Consider the following 12,025-nt stretch of genomic DNA (forward strand, 5'->3'; position numbering starts at 1 on the left):
CTGGCAGCGTCGGTTGTGAACAAAAAGAACCAAAAAAACTTCAGAGCGCATCCCTACGGGATGCTCTGGCCGTGTCTGCCCGATTGGGTTGGGCTGGATTTTCGGCGGGCGCGCTAATAATGGGCATAGAACCCCACGCGCGCCGCGCCTGAAAATCCCAGCCCAACGAAACAAGGCGGAGAGAACCCGTGGTCGTCCCGGTGGGACGACCTCTGCAAAAGTCTTTTGGGTACCTTTTCTTCAGAAAAGGTACGGTTCCGTCCGGCACAAAGAATGTCAGACAAATAACCCTACGGTTATTTTGCGGCGATCTTGGCCCAAGAGTCCTTGAGGCCCACCGTCCGGTTGAAAACCGGGGCGCCCGGTTTCGAATCGCTGTCGGCGCAGAAGTAACCGAGACGCTCGAACTGGAACTTGTCGCCCGGGACGGCATCCGCCAGCGCCGGTTCGCAGTAGGCCTGTACGGTCTTCAGGGAGTCCGGGTTGAGGTTGTCGAGGAACGAGCCGCCCTCGGTCGTCACCTCGTCCGGATTTTCGACGGCGAATAGGCGGTCGAACAGCCGCACCTCGGCCGGTACCGCATGTGCGGCCGATACCCAGTGGATAATCCCCTTGACTTTCCGCCCGTCGGACGAGCCGCCGCCCAGCGACAAGGGGTCGTAGGTGCAGCGCAGTTCCGTGATTTCGCCCGTGGCCGGGTCTTTCACGACCTCGTCGCACCGGATGAGGTAGCCGTACCGCAGCCGCACTTCGCCTCCGGGTCTGAGCCGGAAGAATTTCTTGGGGGGCTCTTCCATGAAGTCGTCGCGTTCGATATAGATTTCCCGCCCGAACGGCACGTTCCGCCGGCCGGCCGATTCGTCTTCGGGGTTGTTGACGCATTCGATCTGTTCGATCTGTCCCTCGGGATAGTTGGTGATCACGACTTTCAAGGGGTTGAGCACGGCCATCCGACGCAAGGCGGTCTTGTTCAGGTCTTCGCGCACGCACCACTCCAGCAAGCCTAGGTCGATGACATTGTCGCGCTTGGCCACTCCCACCTTTTCGGCGAACATCCGGATGGATTCCGGCGTATAACCGCGCCGCCGCAGGCCGCAGATGGTGGGCATCCGGGGGTCGTCCCAGCCGGAGACGTATCCTTCTTTGACGAGTTGCAGCAGTTTGCGCTTGCTCATCACGGTGTTGGTCAGGTTGAGCCGCGCGAATTCGTACTGGTGGCTGGGGAAAATCCCCAGCTGCTCGATGAACCAGTCGTACAGCGGCCGGTGGACGTCGAATTCCAGCGTACAAATCGAGTGGGTGATGCGTTCGATGGAGTCGCTCTCGCCGTGGGCGTAGTCGTACATCGGGTAGATGCACCACTTGTCGCCTGTCCGATGGTGATGGGCGTGGATGATGCGGTACATCAGCGGGTCGCGCAGGAGCATATTGGGATGTCCCATGTCGATTTTGGCCCGCAAAACTTTCTCGCCGTCTTTGTATTTCCCGTCGCGCATCTCGGCGAACAGGCGCAGATTCTCCTCGACGCTACGGTTCCGGTACGGGCTGTCGACGCCGGGCTGGGTTACGGTTCCGCGACCCTGTCTGATCTCTTCCTGGGTCTGGTCGTCGACGTAGGCCAGGCCTTTCTTGATCAACTCGACGGCCCAGTCATAAAGCTGCTCGAAATAATCGGAGGCGTAGTGCTCTTCGGCCCACTCGAACCCGAGCCACCGAATGTCTTCCTTGATGGAGTCGACGTACTCGACGTCTTCTTTCACGGGGTTGGTGTCGTCGAATCGCAAGTTGCACTTCCCGCCGTATTTCCTGGCCATCCCGAAGTTCAAACAGATGGACTTCGCATGCCCGATGTGCAGATACCCGTTGGGCTCGGGTGGGAAACGGGTGTGGACGCGGGGCTCGCCTGCGGCGATCGATTGCTCGATGATCTCTTCTATGAAGTTCAGCTTGTCGGTGCTTTCCATAGGAATGTTCGCTTTGTTCTATCTTACAAAGATATTGTTTTTGTGTGTATGACCGGCTGGAACTGTTCTTTTTGTGAACAAAAAGAACCAAAAAAACTTCAGACGGATGCTTGCGCATCCTCCCGCTGCCGGCGGCCCAACTCGCGGGCTTTCTTTGGGCCGGGAGCAAACGGCGCGCATAGGGTTTAACTCTCATTAAGCGCGCCGTTGCCCCGACCCAAAAGCAATCACGAAGAATGAGGACTGCGGAGCGTAAGGCGTAGCGTAGCTATCATGAAAGTCTTTTGGGTACCTTTTCTTCAGAAAAGGTACGGTACCCTCCCGATTCCATACAAAAAACAGATAGTTTTGTTGGAAAGAATCAAATAGATAAGCTATGAAAAAGACAGTGATCGAGCTGGAGAACATGGAGTTTTACGCCTATCACGGGCATTACGAAGAAGAGCAGAGAGTAGGGAACCGGTTTCGGGTAGACCTGCGGTTCGAAGTCGACAGCGCGGAGGCCGCCCGGACAGACGAGCTCGCGACCACGGTCAGCTACCTGGATGTATATCAGAGCGTGCGGCGGCAGATGGAGATTCCGTCGCACCTGCTCGAGCACGTCGCCGGGCGGATCGTGGAGGCGTTGCGGGCAGAGTTTCCCGCCGTGGGAGCCCTGCGGTTGAAGGTCTCGAAACTCGACCCGCCGTTAGGCGGTCAGGTTGAGAAAGTTAGTCTGGTGGTGGAAGATTAATCGGGTGATATACAGTCGATTAATTAAATGTTAATAAGTTTTTGGCCCCTGTGATTTCGGCAGGCGGAAAGGGCCTTACCTTTGTCTCCGGAAACCGAAATTCAAGACCAAAACATATCATGCAGGATCTTAAACAATATTCCTATGAAGAGGCCGTGGCCGGCGCGCGCGACTACTTCAACGGCGACGAGCTGGCGGCGACGGTGTGGGTCAGCAAGTATGCCCTGAAGGACTCGTTCGGCAAGATTTACGAATGTTCGCCGGAGCAGATGCACCGCCGGATCGCCCGCGAGTTGGCGCGGATCGAGGAGAAGTATCCCAATCCGATGAGCGAGGAGGAGATCTACGGGATGCTCGACCACTTTAAATACGCGGTGCCGCAGGGCGGGCCGATGACCGGGATCGGGAACGACCTCCAGATCGCCTCGATTTCGAACTGTTTCGTGATCGGACACGAGACGCCGGCGGATTCGTACGGCGGGATTATCCGCATCGACGAGGAGCAGGTGCAGCTGATGAAACGACGCGGCGGGGTGGGGCACGACTTGTCGCACATCCGGCCGACGGGCTCGCCGGTGCTGAACTCGGCTTTGACCAGTACGGGGATCGTGCCGTTCATGGAACGCTACTCGAACTCGACGCGCGAGGTGGCGCAGGACGGACGACGGGGGGCTTTGATGCTGTCATTATCGATTAAGCATCCGGATGCGGAGCGCTTTATCGACGCGAAGCTGGAGCAGGGGAAGGTGACGGGGGCGAATGTCTCGATCAAGGTGGACGACGAGTTCATGCAGGCGGCGATCGACGGAAAACCGTACAAGCAGCAGTTCCCGATCACGGGTGACAAGCCGATGGTGTCGGGCGAGGTGGATGCGGCGGCGCTGTGGAAAAAGATCGTCCACAATGCCTGGAAATCGGCGGAACCGGGGGTGCTCTTCTGGGATACGATCATCCGGGAGTCGGTGCCCGACTGCTATGCGGACTTGGGCTTCCGGACGGTGTCGACCAATCCGTGCGGCGAGATTCCGCTGTGTCCGTACGACAGCTGCCGGCTCTTGGCGCTGAATCTCTACAGCTATGTGGTCAAACCGTTTACGCCGGAGGCGCGGTTCGATACGGCCAAGTTCAAAAAGCATGTGCGCAAGGCGATGCGCATGATGGACGACATTATCGATATCGAGTTGGAGAAGGTCGATTCGATCATCGCCAAGATCGAGAAGGATCCGGAGGCGGCGGATATTCGGCGGGTGGAACGGGAGTTGTGGGGCAAGATTCGCGAAAAGGCGCTGATGGGACGCCGGACGGGGCTGGGGATTACGGCCGAAGGGGATATGCTGGCGGCGCTGGGGATGCGGTATGGGTCGGATGAGGCGATCGCGTTCGCGGCGGAGTTGCAGAAGACGCTGGCGGTGGAGGCTTACAGGGCTTCGGTCGAGATGGCGGGCGAACGGGGGGCGTTCAAGATGTACGACGCGGCGAGAGAGGCGGAAAATCCGATGATTCAGCGGGTTCGCGAGGCGGATCCGAAGCTGTACGACCTGATGGTGAAGCAGGGGCGAAGGAATGTGGCGATGCTGACGATTGCGCCGACGGGGACGACGTCGCTGATGACGCAGACGACCAGCGGGATCGAACCGGTCTTCCTGCCGGTCTACAAGCGGCGGCGGAAGGTCAACCCGAGCGATAAGTCGGTGAATGTCACTTTCGTGGACGAGGTGGGGGATTCGTGGGAGGAGTACAATGTCTATCACCACCATTTCCTGACGTGGGTCAAGGTCAATAAGGGGCTCACGGACGAACAGATCAAAAAACTGTCGGACAAGGAGGTGGATAAATTGGTGGCGGAGTCGCCGTACCACAATGCGACGTCGAACGATATCGACTGGGTGGCGAAGGTCAAGATGCAGGGGGCGATGCAGAAGTGGGTGGATCACTCGATTTCGGTGACGGTCAACCTGCCGAACGATGTGACGGAGGCGTTGGTGGACGAGGTCTACCGGACGGCCTGGAGGTCGGGGTGCAAGGGGGTGACGGTCTATCGGGACGGAAGCCGGGCGGGGGTGCTGGTCAAGAAGGACAAGAAGAAGGAGGAGGAAGATGGGATTCCGGCCAGCCGACCGATGTCGCTGGAGGCGGATGTGGTGCGGTTCAAGAACGGGCCGGAGGACTGGATTGCGTTCGTGGGGCTCTACAACCACAAACCGTATGAGATATTTACGGGGAAGGTGGATGAGGATGCGCTCTATTTCCCGAAGACGATCAAGAAGGGGAATATCATCAAGGTGATCGAGAAGGACGGGACGAAACGGTATGATTTCCAATATAAGGATAAGTACGGGTATGTGAATTCGGTGGGGGGGATTTCGCGCTTGTTCGACGAGGAGTTCTGGAACTATGCGAAGCTGATTTCGGGGGTTCTGAGGACGGGGATGCCGCCGATCGATGTGGTGAATCTGGTTTCGTCGCTCCGGCTCAACAGCGACACGATCAATACGTGGAAAAACGGGGTGGCGAGGGCGCTGCACAAGTATATCCCGAACGGGACGAAGCCGAAGGGGGGCAAAAAGTGTCCGGAGTGCGGGCAGGAGGCGCTGGTGTATCAGGAGGGGTGTCTGGTCTGCACGAATTGCGGACACTCGAAGTGCGGTTGATGAAGCAGGGTTGGTATAAATTCCTTGTTTTGTTTTGGGGTTCAGGGCCGGAGTATTCCGGCCCTGAATCGTTTCCGGTGCTGTGTGTTCGTTTATTCCGAGAGGCAACGCAACTGAAGACCGTGAGCATGGCTGCTCATGCCGCTGGGATTGAGGTACTGCGTGCCGAAGTCCACGAACACGCCGCCGATGTCGCTCGCGATGGCCGACCAGCTGAACCCGTTGTAGCCGACACCCGTCAGTGCGCCTAACTGCCCGTTATTGCCCGCGTCGCGGTAGCCCGGGGCGATGGGTAGGTCGGATGGATATAAATAAATTACAGATCAAAAACAAAGGGGGTGTTGCACCCCCTTTCGCTATTGTTTCCAATATAAATATAAAAAATCGAAGTCAAGAGGGTGTTTCCAATCCCTGTCTATCGCTGTTGCATGTGCTTCACTTTGCGGGCCATTGCCGAGGCGAAAATGAAGTCTTCCAGTTCCCGGTTGTCGGCGGCGAGGATGTCGTCTTTGGAGCCTTCCCACCACTTTTTCCCCTGATAGATGAAGATGATCGTGTCGCCGATCTCCATCACGGAGTTCATGTCGTGGGTGTTGATGATGGTCGTGATGTTGTACTCTTGGGTGATCTCCTGGATCAGGTTGTCGATCACGACCGAGGTCTTCGGGTCGAGCCCCGAGTTGGGTTCGTCGCAGAAGAGGTACTGGGGGTTCATCACGATCGCGCGCGCGATGGCCACACGTTTGATCATCCCGCCGCTCAGTTCCGAGGGGTAGAGGTGTTCGGCGTTGGTCAGGTTGACGCGCTTGAGGCAGAAGTCGGCCCGGTCTTCCTTCTCGCTCTGAGACATGTCGGTGAAGAGGTCGAGCGGAAACATCACGTTTTCGAGCACGGTCGAGGAGTCGAGCAAGGCGCCGCCCTGAAAAATCATCCCTAACTTCTGCCGAATCTCGCGCTTCACTTCGAGCGGGGCGCCGCTGAAGCAGAGGTCGTCGTAGAGGATCTGGCCGCTGTCGATCTCGTGCAGGCCGACGAGGCATTTCAACAGCACGGTCTTACCCGAACCGCTCTGGCCGATGATCAGGTTGGTCTTGCCGGGCTGGAAGGTGGCGGTGATCCGGTCGAGAACGGGCCGCCCTTCGAAGGATTTGCAGACGTCGATGGCACGTATCATTTGGTCAGCATGATTTGGGTGAGAATCAGGTTGAAGATCAGGATCACGATGCTGCTCACCACGACGGCACGGGTGCTGGCGCGCCCGACTTCGAGCGAGTTGCCTTTGGCGTAGTAGCCGTAGTAGGCCGATACGGTGGAGATGATGATGCCGAAAACGCAGGCTTTGGTGATCGAGTAGCTGATATAGAAGGGGTTGACGGCGTAGCGAATCCCGGCGAGGTATTCGAAGGGGGAGAATATCTGGGTCGCCTCGACGACGAGGTAGCCGCCGATGACGCCGATGATCATACTCATGATGGTGAGCAGGGGGAAAAAGAGGGCCGAGGCCACCACTTTCGGCAGGATCAGGTAGCTGGCGGAGTTGACGCCCATAATCTCCAGGGCGTCGATCTGTTCGGTGATCCGCATGGTGCCGATCTCGGAGGCGATGTTGGAGCCCACTTTCCCGGCCAGAATCAGGGCGACGATCGTGGAGCTGAACTCCAGTACGATCGATTCTCGGGTGGCGTATCCGATGAGCATCTTCGGGATGAAGGGGTTCTCGAGGTTGTTGGCCATCTGGATCACGACGACGGCGCCCATGAAAACCGAGATGATCGCGACGATGCCGATCGAGTTCAGGCCGATGGATTCCATCTCGAACAGGGTGCGGCGGCGGTAGATCGAGAGTTTCTCGGGGCGCGCGAAGACTTTGCGCATCAGGGTGAGGTATTCGCCGGTCTCTTTGAATATTCGCATGGTCGTGCTGTGCTCAGAAAAAGGAGGTTAGACGAGGCCGAGGCGCTCGGAGATTTCGAGCATCCGCCGGATGGAGCCTTCGGCGCGCCGGCGGGTCTCTTCGGGGATGACGATTTCGGGTTGCAGGGTCTCCAGGGCGGCGGCGATCTTCGGCAGGGTCACGAGTTTCATGAAGCTGCAATTGTTGCATCCGCAGGCGGCGTCGGTCGGCGGGGCCGGGATGAAGGTCTTGCCGGGCGCGGCGAGGCGCATCTGGTGCAGGACGCCGGGTTCGGTCACGACGATGTAGGTGTCGGTCGAGGTGTCGTTCACGGCGTATTTCAGCAGGCCGGCGGTCGAGCCGACGTAGTCGGAGATGAGGACGATGGGCCGTTTGCACTCCGGATGGGTCAGCACTTTGGCGTGGGGATAGGCCTGTTTCAGTTCGAGGATCTTTTCGAGCGAGAACTCTTCGTGGACGTGGCAGGCGCCGTCCCACACGAGCATGTTCTCGCGCCCGGTGATGTTCCGGATGTAGTTGCCGAGGTTCCGGTCGGGCCCGAACAGAATGGGTTCGTCGGGGGGCAGCGAGCGGACGATCTCGACGGCGTTGCTGCTGGTGCAGACGATGTCGGTCAGGGCTTTGACTTCGGCGGTGGTGTTCACGTAGGAGATGACGGTTCGCCCGGGGTTCGCGGCGATGAAGGCGGCGAACTCGTCGGCGGGGCAGGAGTCGGCCAGCGAGCAGCCGGCGGCCATGTCGGGCATCAGGACGGTCTTCCGAGGGGAGAGGATTTTGGCGGTCTCGCCCATGAAGTGGACGCCGGCGAAGAGGATGACGTCGGCGTCGGTGGTCGCTGCCCGCTGCGACAGGGCGAGGCTGTCACCGACGAAATCGGCGATGTCCTGCACGTCGGAGTCGGTGTAGTAGTGGGCCAGAATGACGGCGTTGCGCTCGCGGCGGAGGGTGTCGATTTTCTCTTTCAAAGCATCCATAACAGGGCAAATATACGATTTTCCGCGGGTTCGGCGGCCATAAAAGCGGTTATAAAAAAGCGCCGTCGCTCCCTCGTTGAAGGAGAAACGGCGCGGATGGAGGGCATAGTATGCCGCGGAAGGGTTATCGGCGTCCGCCGGGGCCACCGCCGGGAGGCGGGCCTGCGGGGCCGCCTCCGTGAGGCCCGCGCTGCCAGCTCGAACGGTCGTTGGTGCCGTAGTTTTCGGCGGAACGGTTTTTCCGGGTGTCGAACTTGTAGGTGAAGCTGAGCATGAAGTAGCGCTTCAGTGTCCGGGTGAGGGTGGTCTGGGTGTAGGTGGCGTTGCTGCTCTGCCAGAAGGAGCGGTTCTGGTTCAGCAGGTCGTAGGCCGAAAGGCGTACTTCGGCTTGCTTGTATTTCAGGAACTTATACCCGATGGCGGCGTTCAGCAGGGCGTAGTGCTGGGTGTAGCTCGACTGTGTCCCGACGGAGTTGCGCCAGGTGGCGTCGGCGTTGATGAAGAGCCCTTTCCAGAGGAAGACGTTCAGGAAGGCGGCCAGGTCGTTGCCGATGTAGCGGTCGAAGGTGCGGTCGGCCTGACCCGAGGCGCGGTCTTTCTGTTTGCTGACGGTGAAGTTCAGCGAGGGACGGTAGGCGATGGTGAAATCCACGTTCTCGGAGATGTTGCTGGTCAGTGAGAGGTTCATTCCCATCCGGTTGCTGTACGAGAGGTATCTCTCGTGGTCTTCCATCGAGGGGGTCTTGGCGAATTGGTAGCGGAAGCCGATGTTCATGTTGCTCCGGATGGGTTGGATCCGGAAGCTGTAGATGCCGAAGAGGTTGGCGTTGACGTAGCCGTTGAGGTTCACCGGGGTGGAGACCTGGGCCCCTTTGACGACGGTAATTCCTTTGATCTCTTCGTCGTCGGTCAGGTAGCGGCGGTGGGTCGCGATGTAGTCCTGGGTGAGGTTGGCGAAGGCGAAGAGGTGGAAGTTGGTCGATTTCTCGGGGTTGGCGATGTTGTAGGAGACTTGCAACCGGTCGGTATAACTCTGTTTCAGGTCGGGATTACCGTAGTAGACCTGAAGGGGGTTGCTGACGTTCAGTACGTCTTGCAGCTGGTTGACGGTCGGGGTGGAGGTGCTCCGGCGGTATTCGAACTGGAGGCTTTGCATCTTGGTGGGTTTCCATTCGAAACGGACGCGGGGCAGCCAGGCGTCGAAGTGGTAGCGGTTCTCCAGCTCGCGGGGGTAGGTCTCGTCGTCGTTCAGGGTGGTGTACTGGTAGCTGAGCGAGGCGTTGAGGGTCATCTTATCTTTCTTGACCCAGTTGTAGCCGATGGTTCCGGCATGGCGGGTCTGGTCGCGGTTGAAGAGGTTCGAGGTGGTGGGGTCGAGCTCCAGTATCTCGTTCAGCAGCGGATCCCAGTCGTAGCTCAGGATCTTGGAGTCGGTCTTGTCGTAGCCGATGCGGTAGCTGAACTGCAAGCGGGAGGATGGCGACAGGGGTTCGGCGTAGCTCACGCGGCCGGAGGCGTCGAAGCCGGGGGTGCCGAGGGTCCCGATCTGGTTCAGGGTGCTGTAGGTCAGGTCGCCGGTGGCTTTGGTGTAGAGGTCGAGCAGCGAAAGGCCTTCTGCGGTCTCGTCGCCGGTCTCGTCCAGCGAGCCGTATTCGGATTGCTGGGTGCGGTCGCCCCAGCCGTTGCTGCCGCCGACGGAGCCGCCGACGGAGAGGGTGCGACCGGCTTTCCCGAAGCGGTGCATCCAGAAGAGGTTGGCGGAGGCGTCGTAGGTGCCTAATTTCGTGGCGTAGCGGTTGGCGGCGGTGTTGGTCTCCATGGCGTTGAGCCAGGTGCTGGTGAGGTTGGCGCTGTGGCCGTGGTTGGTGGAGTAGGTGACGCGCGGACGGAAGAAGATGCGGTTGGTTTCGTTGGGATTCCACTCGATCCGCAGGTTGGCGCGGTGCTGGTAGTTGTAGCCTCGGGTGGCGGTGGTGTCGTAGTACTGGCGGTTGCCTTCGGTGTTGTAGTTCTGGGTGATGGCGCGCCAGATGTCGGCGTTGACGTTGTTGAAGAAGTAGCTGCCGTTGATCTTCACTTTGGAGAAGTCGCCCTGGTAGTTGAGGCCGGCCATGGTGGTGGTCTGGATACCGCCGCGGACGCCGGTGGTGAACTGGCTGGCGTCGATGCCGCCGCCCATGCCGCCGCGGCGCCCGGTCATGGCGCTGGCGATGTCGTTCAGGGTGAAGCCCTGGTTGTTGACGTTGTTCCGCGCGGCGAGAATGGTCCACCGGTGGGTGGGGTTGAAGATGTTGGCGGCGGCGCCCAGCGAGTAGCGGTTGTCGGTGCCGTAGCCGGCGTAGACTTTACCGAAGGCGCTGGAGCTGACGCCGCTTTTGGTGACGATGTTGATGGCTTTGATGCGTTCGCCGTCGTCGAATCCGGAGAATTTCGATTCGTCGCTCTTGTCGTCGAAGACTTGCATGCTGGCGACGACGTCGGCCGGGAGGGTCTTCAGGGCCAGGGCGGGGTCGTCGGCGAAGTATTCTTTGCCGTCGACGTAGACTTTGCCGACGGTCTGGCCGTGGACTTCGACGGCGCCGTTTTCGTCGGTGGTCACGCCGGGCATCTTCTTGAGGAGGTCTTCGCTGGATGCGTCGGGGTTGGTCTTGAAGGCGGCGGCGTTATATTGCAGGGTGTCGCCGCGCATGGTGGCCATGGGGGCCTGGGCGGTGACTTTCACTTCGTTGGTGGTGATGGCTTCGGGGAGCATCCGAATGGTGCCGAGGTCGACGGTGCGACCGGACGAGGGGTCGATCGGCTTGCGGTAGTCTTTGTAGCCGATGAACGAGATGCTGAGGGTGGTGCTTTTCTCGCGGCTGACGATGGTGAATTCGCCTTCCAGACCGGTCAGGACGGTGCGTTTGGCTACGTCGGGCTCGGTGGGGTTGATCATGACGTAGGCTCCGGGGATGGGTTTGCCGTCGTCGCTGCCGATTACTTTCCCTTTGATGGTGATGGGGGCTGCGGCTGCCAGGGCGGGCCATAACAGCAATCCGACCCATCCGATTACTCTTCTCATGCTACAAATCACGTTTACGTTATCTCTGGTTTTGAATGAATTTTCCGTTTATGCGCGCGGGGTGGGGCGGGTTCGTCCTCGTGGAATCGCACTACTCATTGTTGGTTTAAGTGGGTCGAAGCCTGCGGGGTTTGGGGTAGAGGCTGGCAGCAAAAGACGCTGTGCGTCCCTCCGCGGTCGGAGGCTTCGGCCCGCGCGACCCGTTGGGTCGCAAGAGCAAAGTACCCATTCACCGTCCCAATTCTTTCGGTTTCGGGCTGCGCGCTCCGGGGGTGGGCCGAAGGCCCAGCGCGCAAGCCCGGCGGTTCTACGAACCGCAAAAGCAACATTTTTTTATTACCCCAATCCGTTGGGTTCGTCCTCGGCGCGCCCCCCCCACGCGCCGCTAAAGCGTCGCTCTCGCCGAGGCCGGCGACCTAAAGGTCGCCGGAACTCGGCTAACGGTTCAGCCCAATCCACCGCATAGATACAAGCCCCATACTCCGCCCGAAGAACGAGCACAGCCCAAAGCTCGTCCCTGTTCTCCGCCCCGTGTCCGCCTCACTGCGGCTCCGCTTTCGCTCCGCCGGTGCCGCTCGGCACTCGAAAGATGGGCGTATCTACTCCTAAACGTCGCCCGCGGCAATTCTTGCCGGATTGGCTCTCCGCCAACCGGCAGAATATGCCCATTACGCGGGCGGGCGACGGATTTTTTGCGCACCACTTTTTTTTCGCGCGCCTGTTCTTT

General features: G+C 59.5%; 7 protein-coding genes. 2 read left to right on the top strand and 5 right to left on the bottom strand.

All coding sequences use genetic code 11. The features are described from left to right. Positions 1-296: 296 nt before the first annotated feature. The gene (locus Q9S52_RS09545) at positions 297-1,964 is read right to left on the bottom strand and encodes a glutamine--tRNA ligase/YqeY domain fusion protein (protein WP_297628794.1); all 1,668 of its coding nucleotides are present in this window, start codon (positions 1,962-1,964) and stop codon (positions 297-299) included. 376 nt (positions 1,965-2,340) lie between these two features. On the opposite strand from Q9S52_RS09545, the gene folB reads away from it, so the two are divergent. Both folB and Q9S52_RS09555 read left to right on the top strand, forming a co-directional pair. Beyond that, positions 2,341-2,697 (top strand): dihydroneopterin aldolase, encoded by a 357-nt coding sequence (folB, locus tag Q9S52_RS09550; RefSeq protein ID WP_294593004.1) that lies wholly within the window; start codon positions 2,341-2,343, stop codon positions 2,695-2,697. Between the two features lie 119 nt (positions 2,698-2,816). Continuing rightward, positions 2,817-5,348, top strand: a complete 2,532-nt coding sequence (locus Q9S52_RS09555; RefSeq protein ID WP_304708946.1) for an adenosylcobalamin-dependent ribonucleoside-diphosphate reductase — start codon at positions 2,817-2,819, stop codon at positions 5,346-5,348. A 415-nt stretch (positions 5,349-5,763) separates the two neighbouring features. Here Q9S52_RS09555 and Q9S52_RS09560 read toward each other — a convergent pair whose 3' ends face one another. The 4 genes from Q9S52_RS09560 to Q9S52_RS09575 form a co-directional block, all read right to left on the bottom strand. Then, the gene (locus Q9S52_RS09560) at positions 5,764-6,522 is read right to left on the bottom strand and encodes an ABC transporter ATP-binding protein (protein WP_304708947.1); all 759 of its coding nucleotides are present in this window, start codon (positions 6,520-6,522) and stop codon (positions 5,764-5,766) included. Further along, positions 6,519-7,262 carry an ABC transporter permease gene (locus tag Q9S52_RS09565; RefSeq protein ID WP_304708948.1) on the bottom strand — a complete coding sequence of 248 codons (744 nt, stop codon included), beginning with the start codon at positions 7,260-7,262 and terminating at the stop codon, positions 6,519-6,521. Before Q9S52_RS09565 ends, Q9S52_RS09560 begins: the two co-directional genes overlap by 4 nt. A 27-nt stretch (positions 7,263-7,289) precedes the next feature. Continuing rightward, a complete protein-coding gene (gene nadA / locus Q9S52_RS09570; RefSeq protein WP_297627635.1) occupies positions 7,290-8,237 on the bottom strand; it encodes a quinolinate synthase NadA in 948 nt (315 codons plus the stop codon). 124 nt (positions 8,238-8,361) lie between these two features. Next, a complete protein-coding gene (locus tag Q9S52_RS09575; RefSeq protein WP_294593017.1) occupies positions 8,362-11,298 on the bottom strand; it encodes a TonB-dependent receptor in 2,937 nt (978 codons plus the stop codon). Positions 11,299-12,025: the final 727 nt, after the last annotated feature.

It is taken from the genome of uncultured Rikenella sp., assembly GCF_948810725.1.
In the GTDB taxonomy this organism is placed as follows: Bacteria; Bacteroidota; Bacteroidia; order Bacteroidales; family Rikenellaceae; genus Rikenella.

Excerpts from the sequence above, each read along its gene's own strand:
- Q9S52_RS09545 (WP_297628794.1), bottom strand. The coding sequence starts at position 1,964 with ATGGAAAGCACCGACAAGCTGAACTTCATAGAAGAGATCATCGAGCAA.
- folB (WP_294593004.1), top strand. The coding sequence starts at position 2,341 with ATGAAAAAGACAGTGATCGAGCTGGAGAACATGGAGTTTTACGCCTAT.
- Q9S52_RS09555 (WP_304708946.1), top strand. The coding sequence starts at position 2,817 with ATGCAGGATCTTAAACAATATTCCTATGAAGAGGCCGTGGCCGGCGCG.
- Q9S52_RS09560 (WP_304708947.1), bottom strand. The coding sequence starts at position 6,522 with ATGATACGTGCCATCGACGTCTGCAAATCCTTCGAAGGGCGGCCCGTT.
- Q9S52_RS09565 (WP_304708948.1), bottom strand. The coding sequence starts at position 7,262 with ATGCGAATATTCAAAGAGACCGGCGAATACCTCACCCTGATGCGCAAA.
- nadA (WP_297627635.1), bottom strand. The coding sequence starts at position 8,237 with ATGGATGCTTTGAAAGAGAAAATCGACACCCTCCGCCGCGAGCGCAAC.
- Q9S52_RS09575 (WP_294593017.1), bottom strand. The coding sequence starts at position 11,298 with ATGAGAAGAGTAATCGGATGGGTCGGATTGCTGTTATGGCCCGCCCTG.